Annotated in this window: 17 protein-coding genes and 1 pseudogene; 4 read left to right on the plus strand and 14 right to left on the minus strand. The window is 43.2% G+C overall.

Going from position 1 to position 21,042, the window contains the following annotated elements; genetic code table 11:
- The first annotated feature begins 31 nt into the window (after positions 1–31).
- The gene (locus H625_RS0104030; RefSeq protein ID WP_026858778.1) at positions 32–1,021 is read left to right on the plus strand and encodes a hypothetical protein; all 990 of its coding nucleotides are present in this window, start codon (positions 32–34) and stop codon (positions 1,019–1,021) included.
- A gap of 25 nt (positions 1,022–1,046) precedes the next feature.
- On the plus strand, positions 1,047–1,628 hold the full coding sequence (locus H625_RS0104035) for an LOG family protein (protein WP_026858779.1): 582 nt from the start codon (positions 1,047–1,049) through the stop codon (positions 1,626–1,628).
- A 32-nt stretch (positions 1,629–1,660) separates the two neighbouring features.
- On the opposite strand, the gene H625_RS0104040 is transcribed toward H625_RS0104035, so the two are convergent.
- The 14 genes and pseudogenes from H625_RS0104040 to H625_RS0104105 all read right to left on the minus strand — a co-directional run bounded on the left by H625_RS0104040 (position 1,661) and on the right by H625_RS0104105 (position 18,896).
- Positions 1,661–2,224 (minus strand): GNAT family N-acetyltransferase, encoded by a 564-nt coding sequence (locus H625_RS0104040; RefSeq protein WP_026858780.1) that lies wholly within the window; start codon positions 2,222–2,224, stop codon positions 1,661–1,663.
- A gap of 19 nt (positions 2,225–2,243) precedes the next feature.
- Positions 2,244–2,579: a hypothetical protein gene (locus tag H625_RS0104045; protein ID WP_026858781.1), complete on the minus strand. Its 336-nt coding sequence runs from the start codon at positions 2,577–2,579 to the stop codon at positions 2,244–2,246.
- Positions 2,580–2,592: 13 nt separating this feature from the next.
- Entirely contained in the window at positions 2,593–2,862 is a 270-nt protein-coding gene (locus H625_RS0104050; RefSeq protein WP_026858782.1) for a hypothetical protein, read from the minus strand.
- Between the two features lie 108 nt (positions 2,863–2,970).
- Positions 2,971–4,653, minus strand: a complete 1,683-nt coding sequence (locus H625_RS0104055) for a glutathione ABC transporter substrate-binding protein (protein WP_026858783.1) — start codon at positions 4,651–4,653, stop codon at positions 2,971–2,973.
- A 298-nt stretch (positions 4,654–4,951) separates the two neighbouring features.
- Entirely contained in the window at positions 4,952–6,628 is a 1,677-nt protein-coding gene (locus tag H625_RS0104060) for a glutathione ABC transporter substrate-binding protein (RefSeq protein WP_026858784.1), read from the minus strand.
- A 540-nt stretch (positions 6,629–7,168) separates the two neighbouring features.
- Positions 7,169–8,842: a glutathione ABC transporter substrate-binding protein gene (locus H625_RS0104065; RefSeq protein ID WP_026858785.1), complete on the minus strand. Its 1,674-nt coding sequence runs from the start codon at positions 8,840–8,842 to the stop codon at positions 7,169–7,171.
- 312 nt (positions 8,843–9,154) lie between these two features.
- Positions 9,155–10,756: pseudogene (locus H625_RS12505) on the minus strand (TRAP transporter permease); the annotation flags it as partial.
- Positions 10,753–11,232 (minus strand): DUF1850 domain-containing protein, encoded by a 480-nt coding sequence (locus H625_RS12510; protein WP_051238962.1) that lies wholly within the window; start codon positions 11,230–11,232, stop codon positions 10,753–10,755. The gene H625_RS12510 and the pseudogene H625_RS12505, both read right to left, overlap by 4 nt.
- Positions 11,222–12,229: a TAXI family TRAP transporter solute-binding subunit gene (locus H625_RS0104080; protein WP_026858786.1), complete on the minus strand. Its 1,008-nt coding sequence runs from the start codon at positions 12,227–12,229 to the stop codon at positions 11,222–11,224. The genes H625_RS12510 and H625_RS0104080 overlap by 11 nt, the downstream gene beginning before the upstream one ends.
- A 200-nt stretch (positions 12,230–12,429) precedes the next feature.
- On the minus strand, positions 12,430–13,422 hold the full coding sequence (locus H625_RS0104085; protein WP_084135727.1) for an alpha/beta hydrolase: 993 nt from the start codon (positions 13,420–13,422) through the stop codon (positions 12,430–12,432).
- A gap of 9 nt (positions 13,423–13,431) precedes the next feature.
- Complete coding sequence (locus H625_RS0104090) at positions 13,432–14,097, minus strand: DUF6320 domain-containing protein (protein ID WP_026858788.1); 666 nt, start codon at positions 14,095–14,097, stop codon at positions 13,432–13,434.
- 2 nt (positions 14,098–14,099) lie between these two features.
- Positions 14,100–15,371 (minus strand): alcohol acetyltransferase, encoded by a 1,272-nt coding sequence (locus H625_RS0104095; protein ID WP_026858789.1) that lies wholly within the window; start codon positions 15,369–15,371, stop codon positions 14,100–14,102.
- A gap of 117 nt (positions 15,372–15,488) precedes the next feature.
- Positions 15,489–17,168, minus strand: a complete 1,680-nt coding sequence (locus H625_RS0104100; RefSeq protein WP_026858790.1) for an ABC transporter substrate-binding protein — start codon at positions 17,166–17,168, stop codon at positions 15,489–15,491.
- A gap of 45 nt (positions 17,169–17,213) precedes the next feature.
- Positions 17,214–18,896 (minus strand): glutathione ABC transporter substrate-binding protein, encoded by a 1,683-nt coding sequence (locus H625_RS0104105; RefSeq protein WP_026858791.1) that lies wholly within the window; start codon positions 18,894–18,896, stop codon positions 17,214–17,216.
- A 292-nt stretch (positions 18,897–19,188) separates the two neighbouring features.
- On the opposite strand from H625_RS0104105, the gene H625_RS0104110 reads away from it, so the two are divergent.
- Together H625_RS0104110 and H625_RS0104115 are read left to right on the plus strand one after the other, a co-directional pair.
- Entirely contained in the window at positions 19,189–20,097 is a 909-nt protein-coding gene (locus H625_RS0104110; RefSeq protein WP_026858792.1) for an ABC transporter permease, read from the plus strand.
- A 12-nt stretch (positions 20,098–20,109) separates the two neighbouring features.
- Positions 20,110–21,030 carry an ABC transporter permease gene (locus H625_RS0104115; RefSeq protein ID WP_026858793.1) on the plus strand — a complete coding sequence of 307 codons (921 nt, stop codon included), beginning with the start codon at positions 20,110–20,112 and terminating at the stop codon, positions 21,028–21,030.
- Positions 21,031–21,042: the final 12 nt, after the last annotated feature.

The raw sequence follows: 21,042 nt of genomic DNA on the forward strand, positions 1-21,042 counted from the left end.
CTAAACAGCATTTATATGGAGGTCAGTCCCAGTGAACAAAAATTTAAAAATGTTAGCCACAATTATACCATTGATTGCAGTTCCCTTATTTAATGAACGTAAAAAGATAACGAAGCATCCCGATGTGCAAAAGCTCGGCGCAGTTTCAAATTCAGTATATACACGCGTGAAAGACAGCAGTAAAGATGCTGCATCAAGTGCGTATCAATCGACGAAGAATACTGCGCAGACTATCGGTACGAAAGTAAGCAATACGCTCGAGGAACGCAGTTATAACAAAGAAGTTAAAAGTTATCAGAAGAGCCTCGATCAGGAAGAGTCTCTGGAAAAACATTTTGAAAAAGATAAAGAAGCACATAAAGAAAAACGCATATCTGATAATGACGATAAAAGCCGTTCTTCTTTCGTGCCGAAAATCTTTAAATCCCACCAGGAAAAATCTGCTGAGGATATCGAAGATGGCATGACAGTTTCCGATGAACTGATGTCTTCTGATGAACCGACACCGGACATTAACACTGATAAATTAACAGAACCTGATAACCAGGAACCCGATTACGGTGAAATGTACATGTTTGATGATATTGAAGAAGAAACGGAAGAAGCAGAAAACACCTTCCAGGATGACAAAGTTCAGAACGAACTGGTACCATATACAGGTAACGCAATTCAAACTATTGAAAGCAGTGAGAAAATGACAAACATCCAGGAAATTAATGAAGAAAAAGTGCTCAATGATACTGAATTCACAAGAAATTCAAATGATCTGCAGGACGAGTCTTTACCGCTTCGCCAGCAGCATAAAAACATTTTAGATCCGCGCAGTGCAGCACGCGATAAGCATGTTGCAGAAAAGAAAAAAGAAAAAGAAGAGCTAAGAAACAGCAACAGCTTATTCAACAAACACCGCCGTATGAACTTTGAACATGCAAACAAGCGTAAACGTGTTGTAACAGACGGCAGTGCATACGTTAAAGACCAGTCGATTAAAAACTACGAAGAGTTAATGTTTAATAAATAAGTTTAACAGCATAGGAGCTAACTGTATGAGCGTTAAAAAAATCACCGTATTCTGCGGTGCCAAAACCGGCAAAAATGAAAACTATGAAAAGGCAGCTTACAAGCTTGGAGCTGATGCTGCGAAGAAAAACTTAACCATCGTTTACGGCGGCGGCGCGACCGGCCTGATGGGCGCAGTCGCAAATGGCGCTTTAGCTGAAAACGGCCAAGTTACCGGCGTTATTCCCCAGTTCCTTGTCGACCGTGAAGTCGCTCATCCCGGTGTAAAAGATATGCGTATCGTACAGTCTATGCACCAGCGTAAGCTCGAGCTTGAGTCCGAAGGTGATGCGATTATTATGATGCCGGGCGGTGCAGGCACGCTTGAAGAGTTCTTTGAAGTCTTCACCTGGGGTCAGCTCGGTCTGCATGAAAAACCAATCGGCATATTAAATGTCGACGGGTATTTCGATACTTTAAAGATGGTCATCGATAAATCCATTGAAGAAGGCTTTTTAGAAGAACGCTATTTGGATATGCTGTTTATCAGCGATAATCTAAATGATATTCTTGAAGGCTTTGAATCATACGTTCCTGTAAAAGTTAGAACTTACGAAGATTTAAAATAAGATGGCAAAATAAAAAGAGCACGGATTCAAAGTTACAATTTGAATCTGCGCTCTTTTTTTGTAGATTTTTTAAACAGTACATGCTGTTTTAAAGAATGCCCGTCCATAATATCAGGATGGTCAAAAGTTTTCACCGGCTCCATACCGATTTTCTCCATAATATTTATCGATGGAATATTCCGTACCGCCGTATAAGCGTATACTTCTTTAATGTCAGTCTGGCGTTCTACGAACTTCAATACCCCGCGGGCGGCTTCCGTCGCAAATCCCTGGTTCCAGTGTTTCTTCTGAAGCCGCCATCCTATTTCAATACAGGGCAGAAACTCAAAATCCAGACTGTCATCTGCTTCAAGCACGTGAATGCCTGTAAAACCGATAAATTCATTCGTATCTTTCCGTTCCACAGCAAACAGGCCAAAGCCTCTGTCGACGATGCACTTTTGAGCAACCCGTGCATACTCAACAGATTCTTCCGGTGAAGCAAGTGATGGGAAATAGCGTCTGACATCCGGATCCTGATTCATTCTTATAAATGTTTTTAAGTCACTTTCCTGCCAGTCGCGTAAAATCAGACGTTTTGTCTTAATATATTTCATTTTAATTCAGACCTATCTATTAAAGTTCTGATTCATTTTTAATTGGCACATCGCGGCGGATATAACTGATTAAACGTACAGTAAACTCATTGTTCTCGAAGTCGTAGTCTTCAAGATTTTTCTTTTTGTTATCAGTCGTTACGACCGCATCGATTAAATCGACTGTATGCTTCATCTTAAAAGTAATGGTAAAAGTCTCAAAACCTTGTTCCGGTGCCGGTTTTTTTACGACAACACGATTGATTGAACCGCGGACATCTTCAAATTCACCGCCGGCAGCTGACTCGAGTTCTCTAGCCAGTTCCATAAGCGTCATCTTTTTACCTTCGATTAAATAAAATTTCTCTTCATGCATCATTAAAACTCCTTTACTCTTCGTTTTCTGGCTCTTCTTGTTCTTCTGTTTCTTCTTCAGGCTGCTGGTTTTCTTCGAATTCTTTTTCAAGTGCTTCCAGCTCTGATTCTTTTGCATCAACATTTTGCTGGAGTGCTTCATTGTCACCCTGCAGTGTATTAATCTGATCTTCCAGCTCTGTAATTTCCGTATTGATATTCTCTAAATCTTTTTCTGCCTGAGTTGCCTCACCGCTGCACGCCGCAAGTCCCAGTACGAGTATTAACATCATCAGTTTTTTCATTATATTCACCTATAGTTTATCTTACCCAATATTATACCATTCATATGTATTTTTTTAAATTTATAGAAAAGAACCCGGCAAAAATATGCCGGGTTCCTTAAGCTTTTACTATTCTTCAATTGTTACCTGATCAAGGTGATAAATACCTTGTGCATCAACCCAGAAGCCTTGAACGTTAGAGTTCATACCTGTTAAGTAGTTCTGATGGTGAATGTATGCCATTGGCGCTGCTTCAACCAGCTGTTCCTGAAGTTCAGAGTAGATTTGCAGACGTGCTTCTTCATCTGTTTCACGACGTCCCGCTTCAAGTAATTCATCCACTTTATCGTCTGATAAGAATGAACGGTTACCTGGGTCACCATGCATTGATGAGTGGAATAACGGATAAGTTCCATAGTCCGCGTCACCTGTTACAGTAGACCATCCAAGAACGAACATGTCGTGGTTACCAGCTGCTGTTTCTTCTAAGTACGCGCCCCACTCCATTTGCTGAACTTCAAGGTTAATACCAATTTCCTGAAGTGATTCCTGTAAGTAGATTGCAGTGTTAACACGTTCTGGTGAATCATTAGTCAGAATTGACACATCGAATCCATCTTCGTGTCCTGCTTCAGCCATTAATTCTTTTGCACGTTCGATATCGTAAGAGATACCTTCAACGTTTTCATCGTAACCGAATACGCCTGGAGCAAGCGGTCCGTTAGCAGGAATACCTACGCCGTCGTATACACCGTTAATGATTTCTTCACGGTCGATTGCATAAGAAATTGCCTGACGTACTAAAGGATCGTTTAATGGTTCTTTTTCAGTGTTATAACCGATGTAAGAAAGTGACATTGACTCTGTTTCGTCAAGTGTAGTGTCTGCTCCGTTTGCAATACGCTCAGCATTGCTTGATTCAACTGCGCCGGCAACGTGTGAAGTACCCGCTTCGATTTCAGCAATACGTGAAGCAGTTTCAGGAACTACTTTGAACGTTACTGTATCAAGCGTTGCAGCTTCACCGAAGTAATCATCGTTGCGCTCAAGCACAACCTGTTCACCTGGTGTACGTTCTTGTAATTTGAATATGCCTGTTCCCACTGGATTTTCTGTAACATACTGACCAAGGTCAGATGAAATTGCATCCTGAACTTCTTCAGCTTCGCCGCTGTCGCGTAGTTCGTAATACTCTTCTGCTGTCATCTCTTCACCTGCAGCATCAAGCGCCTGCTGGTAGTCTTGATCGATAACATCTTTACTGATCATGCCGCCGCCATCATGCGCAAGGTGTGCAAGTAATGGTGCGAATGGATATTCTGTCGTAATTTCAACTGTGAACTCATCTACAGCTTCAACATCAGTAATCATTTCGTATAAGAACATACGAGGTGATGCCATAGCCGGGTCAAGTACACGGTCAAGGTTTGCAACAACAGCTTCCGCATTGAAAGGTGTGCCGTCATGGAATGTAACATCATCACGGAGAGTAAAGCTCCATGTTGTGTCATCTACTGGTTCCCACTCTGTCGCAAGACCGGGTTCCACTTCCATATCTTCATTCAGGACAGTCAGTCCATTGTATAAGTTGTAACGTACGTTTGATGATGGTACGTCGTTGTTACCGTGCGGGTCCATTGATACGATGTCACTCATTGCAGAGATGACAAGGTCCTGGCTCCCAGCCGGTGTACCTTCTGCTGCGCCGTCTTCGCTTTCAGGCTCAACGTCGCTGTCGCTTGTACAAGCTGCCAGTACTAATGTGAACATCAGCACTAAACTTAAAGTAAGCAGTTGTTTAAGGCTCTTCATTATGTATTTCCCCCTCAAATAATTTTAAATTTTAGAACTATTTAGAATCCTAAAATTTCACTCTTATAATATTACCGTAAAACAATTTTTCTTACAAGGTTGAATTTTGAAAATATTAACAATATAATAATTTGCTGTTAAATTATCAATCCTCAGCCTTTTCTCACTATATCATGGACTTTATTCAAAATAAAGCGCTTTCAATAAATTTTTATAAGTTCATGCATAACTGAAAAAATATAAAATATGCAGTCATGACATTTCAAAAAGTCATGACTGCATAGTGAAATTTTTATATTTATTCCTCTTCGATATAAGTCCCGCTGAAGTCCAGCATATTGAAGCCGTTGGCTTTAAAGTCGTGCACGTTGTCGTTATGTGCATTTAAATATTCACCGTGACGAATAAAAATTGACGGTGCTTCTTCAATAATAATTTCCTGTGCATCGATATAAAGTGATTCGCGTGCGGCTTCGTCCGTTTCCTGACGCGCATCATCTATAATTTGATCAAGTTCAGGGTTGCTGTAAAAAGCACGGTTCCCATTATTGCCGGCATTATCCGTATGGTACAGCGAAGCGATCGTTTCATCCGGATCTCCTGTTGTATTCCCCCAGCCGAGAATGAACATATCGTGTTCGGCGTTGCCGGTCGCATCTAGATAAGCGCCCCACTCGACTTGTTCAACATTCAGCGTTACACCGATTTCATTTAACGACTCCTGGAGCCATAATGCAACGTCCAGACGCTCGGGGTTATCGTCATTGACCATGAGATTAATCGTTAAATCTTCTGCTCCAGCTTCAGCAAGAAGTTCTTCTGCACGAGCCATATCATAATCGAGACCTTCTAATTCTTCAGAGTGGCCGAGTAATGACGGTGCCAGCGGACCATTGGCCGGTATGCCGGAACCGTTATATACGCCGTCCAGAACCGTTTCACTGTCAAAAGCATGTGAAATTGCCTGACGGATTTTGGGATCATCAAACGGTTCTTTGCTTGTATTAAATCCGATATAGTCAACGTTTACAGCATCACTGCGCATAAGTGTCATACCGTCTGTTTCTTCAATACGGTCCGTGTTGCTCGTCAATGTAGACAAGATTGCATCCGATGAACCTGATTCAAGTTCTGCAATACGCGTTCCCGGCTCAGTCACCACTTTAGAAGTTATATCCTGAAGCAGTGCCGGTGTATCCCAGTATTCATCATTGCGGGAAACGACAGTTTCTTCACCCGGGCTTCTCGATTCAAACTTGAAGTAGTTTGTCCCGACAGGTCCGGTTTCAACCATTTCACCGACAAACTGACTGATGTCTTCGACAGCAGCATCATGCTCCTCGCCGCCAGCAGTTCTCAGTTCATAATACTCATCGAGCGTTAAATCACTTTCTGCCTGTTCCAGTGCGTTTTCATAATCTGCGTCGATTAAATCTTTGATGATCATCTTCCCTGCACCATGCGATAAATTATTTAAGAGCGGCGCATATGGATATTCTGTAACGAGTTCGATATTGTAGTCATCGATAATATTTACTTCGCTGACCATATCAAGAAGCGACGCGCGGGCAGAAGCCCTTGCCGGATCCTGAATCCGTTCTATGTTTGCTTTGACCACATCTGCATTAAACTCGCTGCCATCGTGGAAAGTCACACCTTCACGCAATTTAAAAGTCCACGTCGTTTCATCAACCTGCTCATACTCCTCAGCCAAAGCCGGGATGATACTTAAATCCTCATCGTGAGTTACTAGCGGTTCGTAAATCGTATCCCGGATCTGCTCGGAAGGATCATCATTACTCCCGTGCAGATCGAGTGACACAATATCAGACGGAATTGCAATCGTCATGCCGCCGTCTTGTGTTGCAGCTGAATCATCGCTAGCTGCCTCTTCGTCAACATTACTATCGTCTGTACATGCTGCGAGAATTAACAGTAAAAATGCTGTCAGTGAGATAAAACTGAACTTCTTCATGGAAAACGCCCCTTCGCTTATAATATTATTTTTATATCACTCATACTCTGTTTAACAGGAAATATTTTAAGGTTTAATAAAAATTTCAATTTTTTTACAATGAACGGGGAGGTGGAGTGTCTTGGAACACCTCACGGTAAAGTGAACCCTTCATGGAATTGGAGACGGGATCCAAAGTCTGCTGGAACCCTTCACGGAGTTGGAGACGGGATTCAAAGTCTGCTGGAACCCTTCATGGAATTGAAGACGGGATCCAAAAGCTGACGGAACCCTTCATGGAATTGAAGACGGGATTCAAAAGCTGCAGGAACCCTTCATAGAATTGACATGGTAATCCGAATGCTGCTGGACTACCTCGCGAGTTCGACATGGTCATCCAAAAGCCTCCGGATTACCTTGTGGGTTCGACATCGTCATCCAAAAGGCCGCGGATTACCTCGTGAGTTCGACATGGTCATCCAAAAGCTCCAATACACCAAAAAACCACCCTTAAATCTTATAATTAAGATTTAAGGGTGGTTTATCGTGTTAATTATTCAGTTACTGCATTGAAGTTCCTCTGAAGTCGAAGATGTTATATGCATCGCCTTCGAATCCTTCAACGTGATTGCCATGTGCATTTAAGTTTTCACCGTGGCGGATAAAGATTGCCGGTGCCTCGTCTACTAAGATCTGCTGAGCGTCCATGTAAAGCTGTTCGCGTTCGCTTTCTTCAGTTGACTGACGGGCTTCGTCTAAAATGCTGTCCAGTTCCGGGTTGTTGTAGAATGAACGGTTACCAGTATCACCGATGTTATCGCTGTGGAATAATGGTGAAATTCCGTTATCCGGGTCACCTGTTGAGTTGCTCCAGCCCAGGATGAACATATCATGTTCACCTGCACCAGTCGCTGCAAGGTATGCACCCCACTCAACTTGTTCCACGTTCACTGTAATTCCAAGTGTGCTTAATGATTCCTGTAACCATAATGCAACATCGACACGTTCAGGGTTATCATCGTTAACCATTAAGTTGATTGTTAAGTCTTCAACGCCTGCTTCATCAAGCAGTTCTTGTGCCCGTTCCATATTGTAGTCTAATCCTTCAAGGTCTTCAGAATAACCAAGTACTCCCGGTGCAAGCGGTGCTTCTGCCGGTGTGCCTGAGCCATTGTAAACTCCTTCAAGTACAGCTTCACTGTCAAATGCATGAGTGATTGCCTGACGTACTCTCGGATCGTTGAATGGTTCTTTTTCAGTATTGAAACCGATGTAGTCGATCGATACTGAGTCATTACGTAGCAGTGTTACGTCTTCATTGCTTTCCACACGTTCAATATTACTTGAAAGTGTAGCAAGAATTGCGTCTGATGAACCTGACTCCAGCTCAGCAATACGTGAACCCGGTTCTGATACTACTTTGAAGTTTACACCGTCAAGCAGTGCAGTATCTCCCCAGTAGTCATCGTTACGTACAACAGCTGTCTGCTCGCCGGGGCTTCTTGATTCAAACTTAAAGTAGTTTGTTCCAACGGGCTCAGATTCAACAAGCTGACCGACAAATGAACTGATTTCATTCGCTACAGCTTCGTGTTCGTCGCCGCCTTCAGCGCGCAGTTCGTAATACTCTTCAAGAGATAATTCACTGTCAGCCTCATCCAGTGCCTGCTGGTAATCAGCATCGATTAAATCTTTACTGATCATTTTACCTGCACCATGCGTTAAGTTGTTCGCAAGCGGTGCGAAAGGATACTCTGTAACGAGTTCAACAGTGTAATCATCGATAATGTTAACCTCACTTACCATGTCTAACAGGAATGAACGCGGTGAAGCTTTCGCTATATCTTTCACACGTTCGATATTTGCTTTAACTACTTCTGCATTAAATTCACTGCCATCGTGGAAAGTAACACCTTCACGAAGTTTAAACTCCCATGTTGTATCGTCAATCTGTTCATACTCTTCAGCTAATACAGGAACGATTTCGAAGTTTTCATCCTGCGTTAACAGCGGCTCATAAATTGTATCGCGGATTTGTTCAGACGGCACATCGTTACTGCCGTGCGGGTCCATCGATACAGCATCACTAGGCATTGCCAGAGTCAGAGTACCGCCTTCCTCAGATGCGGCATCTTCACCTTCAGTTGTTTCCTCTTCCACATTACTATCATCAGTACATGCTGCGAGAATAAGTATTAATACACCGAGTAATGCCATAAAACTAAACTTTTTCATTTGATTCCCCCCAATTCCCAGAAGCCTAAAAGAACTTCTTATAATATTCAGAATACTACACTAGAAACTAAAATTGCACAACTATTATTTCAGAAAACTCTAATTATTATTTACACTTACTAACCTGCTGATGAATATGAGCAGAAAGAGAATATAATTATAAACAAATCACCCCTCAGCCGGACACCTTATCCAGTTGCAGGGGTGTCTTTAACTTTATCAATTTATGCAGCTGCCGGTTCTTCTTTTTTCCATTTCGCATAGTTAAGTATAAATATAATAATCGCTATACTTAATCCAATCACATCAGTCCGCGATTCCCGCACCAGCGAATGCCGCAAGTGCTACCGGCGGTGTCACGTTTGCAAAGATACCAAAGTAGAATACAAACATGTGTGCTAACAGAATCGGCACACCGAATTCAGCAAGTGCCGGTGCTGCCATAGTTGCAGTAATGATATATGCCGGTATTGACGGCAGACCCATACCGAGCACCATTGATGCAATCATCGTAAAGAACAGTGTCAGGAATAATGATCCTCCGCCTAATCCTGCAATTGCAGAAGTCATTATCGCACCAAAGCTCGTTAACGATACGACACCGATAATAATTCCGACAACCGCACAGGCAATCATTACTGATAACGCCTGCTGGGCACCAAGTGCAAGGCCGTCAAAAATATCTTTAAATGACATGCGTGTTGTTTTTCTTAATGATGCAATAATAATCGTCAGGAATATCGTATAGATTGCTGCTCTCGGTATTGGCATGTTCATGAACAGCATAACGACTAAACCGACAAGTGGAATAATCAGGTGTCCGCGTTCTTTCATTACCTGTTTAACTCTCGGTAAATCTGCCTTCGGAATACCTTTTAAATCACGTTTTCCCGCTCTGTAATGGACTTGCAAAATTACAGCAAAGTAATACAAGAGCGCCGGGAGCAGCGCAGCGAGTGCGATAGTACCGTAATTTATACCCGTAGTTTCGGCCATAATAAATGCACTCGCTCCCATAATCGGCGGCAGAATTTGTCCGCCGACTGATGCACTGGCTTCAACTGCACCGGCGAAATTTTTGTGATAACCGATTTTTTTCATTAATGGTATGGTAAATGCGCCTGTACTTACTACGTTTGCAACTGCTGCACCGTTAATACTTCCCATGAATCCGCTTGAAACAACGGCAACTTTAGCTGGTCCGCCCCGCTGGGCACCGGCCAATGCCATTGCCAAGTCGTTAAAGAATTGACCCATTCCAGACTTTTGTAAAAATGCCCCGAATAAAATAAACAGGAAAATAAAGTTTACAGACGCCCCTATAGCAGTAGAGTACAGTCCTTCAGTTTTCAAATACAGCTGTCCGAATATATCACCGAGATCAAACGGACGCGTCATCATCATATTCGGCAGAACATCCATATGACTGATAAATGGATATACTAAAAATATTAACGCAAGTATCGGCAATATCCAGCCGGTCACACGACGTGCCGCTTCAAGAATTAGCAGCACAGTAACAATTGCCATAATAATATCAACGTTATTCGGAATGCCGCCGCGTTCAGTAACAATTGCCTGATATTCTATTAATATATATCCGGCAGTAAATAAACTTGCCGCTGCCAGCACCCAGTCTAAGATTGGAAGTTTCGACCGGTCCTGCTTTTTAAACATCGGGTAAAGCATATAAACTAGTGCCAGTCCGACCGCAACGTGTATAGAACGCTGCTGCAGTGCAGGCATCGGATTAAAGACCATATATAAATGGAACAGCGAATACAGCACTGCAAGTATTGTTACAGTCCAAACGGTACCTTTACTGCTGAATTTCCGTGTTCGTGCATCTTTATCATATTTCTCCTGGACTGCCTGAGTGTCCGGCGCAACTGCCGGTTCTGTATGCTTTTTCATATTAACCCCCCTGTTAATTGTTTGATTAACGATATGTATTCTATTGTAATTTCCACTGCGGTATACGGCTCGTATAATTCGTACAGCAAGATTTCTTCATCATCCTGCACAATTTTAGTTTCGACATTATCAGAAACATTAAGGTAAATATCGGGATACGGATCGTTTATCGTGTATTTTACGAAACCATCTTTTGTCATTTCAGCAGGCTCATCCGAATCACTTGGGACCCCTGCGCCAAACGTTTTAAAATGCGACTCCGTTAAAATAAAACTCTCATCTTCAACGCTGTACACTTCAAACCATTCTTCTTTTTCAATCGAATGAATCCAGTGAATTTCAAAAGTTTCAGGGGGAAGATAAAGGTCTTCACCTGATTCAGAATCAATTACAATCTTTTTTTGAGGTACCAGAAAGATGAAAAGGAGCACAACTAGCATGCTCCCCGTAATCATCCATTTAAATTTACTGCTCATCGTAATACTTTTGGGCTCCAGGGTGAATATCGATTACTGCACTATCTTCTGCTGTTTCAATATTAATATCATTCGCCGCCTGGTGAGCATTGCCTAAAGTATCCAGATTTTCAAACATGTATTTCGTTAAGTTATAAACATCATCTTCACTCATATCCGAACGGACAACGAGCGCGTTCATAATCGCAACAGTAGGCACTGCTTCTTCATTACCGTAAGTATCTGCCGGAATTTCCAATGCTTCAAAGTAATCCGCATCTTCACTCAGCACATCTACAGCTTCCTGTTCGATTGGTACAATTTTGAGGTCTACTGAATTCTGCAGCTCCATTACAGATGCGTTAGGCAATCCGCTTGTCAGGAATGCTGCATCAAGCTGTCCGCCGCGCATTGCTTCAGAAGCTTCCGCGTATCCTAAGTAATCGACTTCGATATCATCGTAAGACATGCCGTGAGCTTCCAGTACCGCACGTGTTGCAATTTCAACACCCGAGTTCTGGTCTCCGACTGCAACGCGTTTTCCTGCAAGATCTTCAACACTTTCAATACCCGCGCCGTCAGTAGAAATCAGCTGTACGTAGTTCGGATAAAGAGCTGCAACCTGCTGGATATTATCAATCGGTTCTGAGAATGTCTCTTCACCATTTACAGCCTGTGTTAAAGCATCACTCATCACAAATGACATTTCCACTTTCTCTTCTGCCATTAAGTTTAAGTTCTCTGCTGATGCACCAGTTGTCTGAGTTCTGGAGTTCACACCAAACTCATTGCTGTATCCCTCTGCAAGCGTCGTCGCAATAATATTGTAAGGCCCTGAAGAACCGCCGGTCGCAATAGTAACGATATTCGTCTCAAGTGAAGCAGCATCGCCGGAACTCTCCTCACTATCTGTCGCCTCTTCCGATTCTGCTGCAGGTTCATCCGCGGAGTCATCGCCGCAGGCTGAAAGAACTAAAGTTGCACCAAGTAACATTGCTAAATACTTATTAAATTTCATAATAAACCCCCTTCTTATGTAATTAACTAGAAGTAAAGCAGAGATTCCCTTTTATGAAAACGCTAACTAACTCAATTTTCAGATAATTTAATTTATATTGTCACAGTGTATGTTGTCAGCCGGTAAGGTCGGTTAACAAAGGAAATACACGCCAAAACAAAGAAAGCGGAGCCCAGGCTCCGCTTTCTTAATCTTACTGTCTAGCTATCATATTCAAGCAGTATATCTCTAATCTGCTTTCTTGCCTCGATGCCTTCTTTAATCGGGTACAGCGGAAATACATGATTCTGCATTGCATATTCGTAATATTCGTAATCCGCTCCTGATTCTGCGAGCAGCTGAATGTACTTCCGTGCATCGGGCAGAATGATTTCTCTTGTCCCTACTATAAGATAGAGCTTCGGCAGCCCGCTCAAGTCACCAAACATCGGTGAGACTTTATAGTCATCCGGCTCTGTATCTCCGGACCATATTTTACCGATAATTTTCAGGTTATCGGGTTTCAGCATCGGTTCGACCGTTTCATACGCTTCAATATCAGGATTGGAAAGTGTAATATCGAGCCATGGTGAAATGACAATTTGTGCTTTCGGCATTGGCAGCTGCTCTTTTTTCATCCACTGTACAAGACCTAGTGTCAGACCGCCGCCTGCGGAGTCGCCCATGATGACAATATTGTTGTCGTCCCGGATAAGACCCTTATATAATTCCTGCACCGCTTCATACGCTTCTTCATACGTATATTCCGGTGCTTTAGGATAGATCGGCACGATAAATTCCATCTCTGTTTCTTTAACGAGTTTACTTAAAAATCTCCAGTGGAATACCGACGGCTGGTGAATGTATCCGCCGCCGTGCAGGTACAGTACACGCTGCTTGCGTTTTTCTGTTTTCGGAGACATCCTGAATATTTTCATGCCTGATACTTTATAACTTTCGATTTCTGACCTGACGATACTCTTTGGGATTTCATACTCCACGCGATTTTCTTCAGCATTACGTTCCAGCATTTCATCATTTACATCCTGAATATCAAAGTTCGCCACCCTGATTAAATCTTCAGCAAGCTCGCTCCCGATACTTCTTTTATGTACAAACAGTGCACGGTAGACATACATAATGACACCGGAGACTGCAGTAAAAAGCGCCATACCTCTAAATAATATTTTCATCTCATCCGTCCCTCTTATCATTTACTTATATTAAAAATGAAATCTTCTGCCGAGCTGTGTCATAAATGATTCGTTCGCAATAAGCAGCATTGCAATGAATGTTGCCGCACCGAATGATGCTGCCGAAACGCTTGGCCACAAGATATCTGCAACGCCTGACAGATACAGTATAAGCGGCAGAAATCCAAATCCAATCATCATCAAAAGAAAACTGATGTAGCCGGTCCAATTCATGCGGACTTTCAGCATAATGATTGAAATCAGCATAATCCCCGCAATAATAACGAACGGTACGACATAGTTAACCGACCACTTCACTGAACCGGACATACCGTCGATAACGAGCAGCAGTATCGTCAGACTGATGACCTGGGCGGTTATTTTACCGCCGAGATGCGATGCTGACAGTATCGTATGGTTCAGCGATACAAGCAGATAAAATATTGCCACTGCCACGTAGAACACCCACAGAAAATGCGGCATAACGATAACATTGATTAAAAAGCAGATCAGCGTTGCGAGAATGCCCCCGATAATTGCGAGTTTCGATATACGCACACGTGTTTTATATTCCTGCTGGTCGTAGACGGGATAGGCCTTGTCGTCCTCAGCCTGTTCAACTTCCGATAATACTTTATGGCACAGCGGGCATGTCTGTTCTTCCGTGACTATTTCACACTCCCCGCATCTGTTCATCATTACTCCCCCCATCCATTAGAAGATACCTTCACTTCAAGCCCTGTTAACCTTGTGATTTCTTTAAAAAATGTCCTTATGATTTCATTTTCTTCTATTGAACGTGAAAATGTAATCGTTAATTTATTGTTTACCGTGGCAGTTCCGCAGTTAATCGGACTTTTATTCGTCGGATAAAGAACGACATCCATCGAATCGGCATACGGTCTCATGGAATCAGGCAGCTGAATATTGCCAAGATTCGACACCGTGATTGTCTTCGCCCGTTCTCCAAACTGATTAAACGCGAAGCGCATCACCGGATATTTAATGAACACCGGGATGATTCTAAGCAGCAGATTGCTTTGAAATGCGACGAAACGGTTAATGCTTTCTTGTAAAAAACTTTTATCCGTTTTTTCAATAAGCTGTTTCGTTACTTCTGTTATTACATCTTCGAACAAGACATCGTCACTCATTCTGACACCGATATTCGACACCGAGAAAAAGTTCCGGATTGAAACCGACGGGAAATGTCTTCTGAGGCTGACCGGCATCGCTACAGTAATCAGCGATGCTTTTGATTTCTCACGGTTTTTTTCCATATGAATGACCTTTATCAGCAGACTCGTTAAAAATCCTGTCAGTGATGTGCCCTGTGCTTTTGCGTAAGTATTCAATGCGCCTGCATCGACCACACCTTGAATTACATTAATGCCGGGCGGGTTAAGCTGCGTTCCTTTTAGCTGATATGCCTTTTTGTCGCTCGACGCCGGGTTTTTAACTTCCCGCGACGTTGCATACTTTTCAAAACTGTCTTCAACTTCTTCACGCTTCGGCGCCTCGTCAGGCAGCATAATTTTCTCGTCAGCTTCCACCGGTTCACCTTTCAGCGTTACATATTGGTACGCGAGCGTTTTTAAAAACTCAGCCGCACCGCCGCCGTCCGTCAGCGAGTGAAACACTTCCACCGAGATACGCTTGCCGAAATACAGCACACGGATTAAAAATGCATTATTTTCTTTTCTATCTATCGGTGCACATGGATAATCCGACTCTTTTTTCACCTGCAGCACCTGATCGTTCTGTTCTAAGAAATCCCAGAACAGCCCCTTACGCACTCTGACCGTCAGTGTCGGGAATCTCATTACAACGATATCGAGGGCTTTCTGCAGAATTTTCGGATCAATCGTTTCGTGCAGCGTCATCGATACACGGAATACTGCAGAGTTCGATGCATTCGATACTGCATGAAAAATTTTCCCTGTATTATCTATTTTATACCACTGATCCATTTTACTACCTCCGCCGTGCAATTTTCATATTATTTAAATTGTATATGCTGGAGAAAAAAAACAGAAGCAAAACCTACTATTAATAGTTAGCAGTTTTTGCTTCTGTTTATATTTTTATTACTCTGGCTGTTCTTCCAATGTTACTGTTCTGAAGTCAGGCTTACCGAGAGCTCCTGGATCAAAGTTTTTAACTTCTGTACGGTGAGCTTGCGGTCCCTGAGCTTGTCTGATGAATATAGAAGGCTGTTCTTCGACGAGAATTTCATCGACCTGCTTATAAATTTCTGCACGTTTTTCTGTATCTGACTCCTTGCGCCCGGCTTCAAGCAGTTTATCGACTTCTTCGTTATCAAAGAATGCACGGTTTCCGCCCGAACCTTTCATCGAGGAGTGGAACAGCGGCCATAAGCCCTGATCCGGGTCTCCTACTGCGTTCGGCCAGCCGAGAATAAATAAATCATGCTCGCCGTTCGATATTGCTTCGAGATACGTCCCCCACTCAAGCTGTTCTACTTCCAGGTTAATGCCGATGTCTTTCAGCTCTTCCTGCATCAGTATCGCGATATCGACACGTTCCGGCACATCGTTCGTCAGGATTTTCAAATCCAAACCATCGTCGTAGCCCGCTTCCTTCATTAACTCTTTTGCACGCTCAGGATTATGTTCAAGGTCTTCCAAGTCCTCGTTATAGCCGAGTACTTCTTCCTGCAGCGCACCTTTCATCGTGCGCCCCTGCCCGTAATAGACACCTTCCATAATCGCTTCTTTATCGACCATATGACCAATTGCCTGACGCACTCTTTTATCTTTAAGTGCACCTTTTTCTGTATTCATGCCGATGTATTCATTTGAAATGTTATAAATGCCTTCTTCAGTTATTAATTCCGGATTGCTTGCCAATCTGTCCCACTGCGAGTTTTCAATACCGTAAATAAAGTGAGACTGTCCTGTTTCAAGCTCCGCAATACGCGCGGTCGCTTCTGTGACTACTTTAAATGTCAGCGTATCGATTTTTGCCGGTTCCTGCCAGTAGTCATCATATCGTTCAACGACAACTGATTCACCCGGTGTTCTCGACTGGAACTTCATGTAGCCCGTTCCAACCGGTTTCTGTTCGATTACTGCCCCTGTATCCGCGCCGATTGCATTGGCAGTCTCCTCAAATTCTTCGCCGCCTGCAGCGCGGAGTTCGTAATATTCATCTACAGTCATATCAAGTCCTGCCTGGTCGATAGCATTCTGATAGTCTTCATCTATTACTTCCTTAGAGACGATACCGCCGGCATCATGCGCCAGATAGTTCGGCAGTGCTGCGAACGGATATTCCGTCACAACTTCTACTGTATAATCGTCAATCACGTTAATTTCAGTAATCATTTCAAAAATATTCGCGCGCGATGACGCAACAGCGGGGTCAACGATACGTTCGATGCTCGCCTTAAATGCTTCTCCATTAAAATCCGTGCCATCATGGAACTTTACGTCATCTCTCAGACTGAATTCCCAGGTTGTGTCATTGACCTGCTCAAAGTCTGTTGCCAGTGTCATTTCCGGCTCCATATTTTCGTCTATATCAAATAACCCTTCATATAATACGTCTCTGCGCTGATCTGACGGCAGATCATTTTGTCCTGCCGGATCAAGCGAGGAGGTATCACTCGCATATGATGCAATGAAATCTCCCCCTGAAGTATTCGTTTCGCCGTCTTCACCTGCAACTTCCACATTTGCATCACTCGTACATGCCGCAAGCCCCAGTGCCATTGCAGCGATTGTTAAACGTTTGAAATACTTCATATTATATATCCCCCTGGATTATCTCTATTTTTTTATGAAAAACTCCTACTGCTCATTAATAGTGACATTTCTAAAATCAGGTTTATTGAAGTGGCTGATGTAGAGCCCTTCGACTTCAGTACGTGCAGCATTCGCACTTTGTGACTGTCTGATAAAGACTGCCGGCTGTTCTTCTACGAGAATTTTATCGATTTCCTGATAAATTTCTTCCCGTTTAGCGTCGTCCAATTCTCTGCGTCCCTGTTCAAGCAGTTCATCGACTTCAGCATTATCAAAGAACGAACGGTTGCCTGCCGTGCCCTGCATGGATGAATGGAACAGCGGCCAAATGCCCTGATCCGGATCACCGACAGGATTCGGCCATCCTAAGATGAAGAGATCGTGTTCACCGTTTGAGACTGCTTCTAAGTACGCGCCCCACTCAAGCTGTTCGATGCTTAAATTAATACCTACTTCTTTCAGTTCTTCCTGCAGATAAATTGCAAGATCGACACGTTCAGGTGTGTCATTTGTCATAATCGTCAAGTCAAAGCCGTCGCCGTAGCCTGCTTCTTCAAGCAGTTCTTTCGCACGTTCCGGGTTGTACTCCAGATCTTCAAGATCTTCGTTATAGCCTAAAATTTCTTCCTGCAGTGCGCCTTTCATCGTCCGGCCGACACCGTAATAGATACCTTCCATAATCGTATCTTTGTCGACCATATGGCCGATTGCCTGACGCACTCTCTTATCTTCCAGCGGTCCTTTTTGTGTATTCATACCGACGTATTCATTAGACAGGTTATACACCGGATGTGTTTCCATCTCCGGATGGTTTTCTATCCGTTCCCACTGCGCATTATCAAACCCTTGTATGAAGTGAGACTGTCCGCTTTCAAGCTCAGCGATTCTTGAGGCATCTTCTGCAACGACTTTAAAAGTAATCGTGTCGAGTTTCGCAGGCTCATCCCAGTAGTCGTCAAATCGTTCAACGACTACATTTTCTCCCGGTGAGCGTGACTGGAATTGCATATAGCCTGTACCGACAGGTTTCTGTTCAACAATCGTTCCTGTCGCTCTTCCGACCTCGTTAGCTGTTTCTTCATATTCTGCGCCGCCAGCTGCACGCTGTTCGTAGAACTCATCGAGTGTCATATCGAGCTCCGCTTCGTCGAGTGCATTCTGGTAGTCTTCATCGATTACTGCTTTGGAGACCATGCCGCCGGCATCATGTGCCAGATAGTTCGGCAGTGCCGCAAATGGATATTCAGTAATAATTTCAACTGTATAATCATCAACGACATTAATTTCTTCAATCATTTCAAAAATATTCGCCCGTGATGATGCTACTGCCGGGTCAACAATTCTTTCGATATTCGCTTTGACCGCTTCTGCATTTAATTCAGTTCCGTCATGGAACTGAACACCTTCACGCAGATTAAAGACCCACGTTGTCTCAGCTGTCTGCTCGTAATCTGTCGCAAGACGGGGTTCCGGCTCCAGCTCATCATTTAAATAAAGGAGTCCTTCATAAATGACATTTCTGCGCTGGTCGGACGGCAAATCGTTCTGCCCTGCCGGATCAAGTGATGAAACATCTGTTGCATATGAAGCAACCAGATCTCCGCCGGTACTCGTTTCTTCTGTATTCCCTTCTTCATCAGTGACCTCGACATCCGAGTCACTCGTACAAGCTGCCATTATTATCATAAGTGCAGCCATCAATAGATATGTATAATATTTATTAGCCAATTTACAGCCTCCATTATTGTGATACACTCAATTCATAGGAATCTTGTATGTATTATAATCCAGATTATAGCACTAGGAATTAAAAAGATGCAACCGTTAATTTTTACTCAAACCCTTGATATATATAAGGAAACGCTTTCAATATGTTGAGTTTTGCGAATATTGGCAGTAAAAAGTATAGACGAATGGGATTCATTCTTGTTATAGTCTATACATCGATGTATTATCAATAAATATGTCTGAAATTTTTAGATTTATCTTAATATTCAGTTTCAAGAGGGGGTTAAGTTGTATGTCCAATATACAACCAAGTCAGGTTCCAGTAACAAAACCTGCCAATCGTAGACTCGACAATTTCAAAGACTTCTATAAGAAGCTTCGAAAGAACAAAGCAGCACTCGTCGGTCTTTACGTATTGGTATTTTTATTTTTCGTTTCAATCTTTGGTGCGCTGGACGCCAACTATAATATACTAGGCGTCAATTCAAACGCGACCAACCTTACCGATAAACTGCTGGGTCCTTCAGCGCAATACTGGTTTGGTACAGATCACCTGGGCCGCGATATCTTTTATCGTATTCTTCACGGAATGTACATAACACTGGGTGTAGGTTTTGCAGCAACCTTTATGGCTGCTATAGTCGGGGTGCCAATCGGTCTCCTCGCAGGATACTTCGGCGGATGGCTTGATACAGTCATCATGCGCCTGATGGACGTTCTTCTTGCGTTCCCCGGTATCTTACTTGCACTTGCAATTGTAAGTGTACTTGGCGGAAGCACATTCAACGTAACTGTGGCCATCGCAATCGGGGCGCTGCCGCAGTTCGCACGTATCGTCCGCGGTTCAACGCTGACAACGCGCAAACTCGAATACATTGATGCAATCAGAGCACTTGGTGCACGTGACGGAAAAATTATATTCCAGCATATTCTGCCGAATATAATGTCTCCGATTATCGTTAACACAACTTTATTTGTCGCAACAGCGATTCTTTCAGCAGCTGGTCTGTCGTTCCTAGGATTAGGAGTACAGCCGCCGACGCCTGAGTGGGGAGCTATGCTTAACGACGGACGTAACTACATGTATCAGGCAGCACACATTACGTTCTTCCCTGGTATGATGATCGTTATCGTAGTACTCGCATTTAACTTGTTTGGGGACGGTTTGAGAGACGCTCTCGATCCGAAGGCCAAAAAATAGGAGGAGGATATCATGACTAAATTTATAGTTCGCAGATTATTTCAGCTTATTCCCGTGCTCCTCGGAGTTACGGTACTCGTGTTCAGTCTGATGCACCTCACTCCAGGTAACCCAGCTGTTATTATGGCAGGGGAAAGTGCGCCGGAAGCTACTGTAAAAGCGATTGAGGCAAGACTCGGGTTAAATGACCCGCTTTACGAGCAATATTTCAGATTCTTAGGGAACGCGGCACAGCTGGACTTCGGTTCATCTATCCGTGACAACATTCCCGTCTTTGACCATATAAGTGCACGTTTTGCTATTACTCTTGAATTATCTGTAATGGCTATGATCTTCAGTGTTTTCTGGGGTCTGTTAGCTGGTATTATTTCTGCAGTAAGAAGATATACTTTTGAAGACGTTGCAATGATGGTTGTTGCACTGTTCGGTCTGTCAATGCCAAACTTCTGGCTTGGACTCATGTTAATTCAATGGTTTGCAATTGAATTCCAGATCTTTAAACCTACGGGCTGGGGCAGTCTTGAACAAAACGTCCTGCCGGTTATTACGCTCGGTACAGCCGGTGCTGCTATAATCGCACGTATGACACGAAGCAGCATGCTCGATGTAATTGATCAGGATTACATACGTACTGCACGCGCCAAAGGCGTTAAAGAAGGTTCAGTTATTTTACGCCACGCACTTAAAAATGCGATGATTCCTGTAATTACTGTAATCGGTATTCAATTCGGTTCATTCCTTGCAGGTTCTGTACTTACAGAAAGTGTATTCGCAATTAACGGTCTCGGAAGATTGATCATCGATTCAATCCTTCAGCGTGACTTCCCTGTCGTCCAGGGCGCAATACTGGTTATTGCGGTAGTATTCGTTATTGTTAACCTGGTCGTTGATATAACCTACAGACTGCTTAACAAACGAGTGGACTTAAACTAAGAAGGAGTGAAA

The organism is Jeotgalicoccus psychrophilus DSM 19085, from assembly GCF_000425845.1.
GTDB lineage: Bacteria > Bacillota > Bacilli > Staphylococcales > Salinicoccaceae > Jeotgalicoccus > Jeotgalicoccus psychrophilus.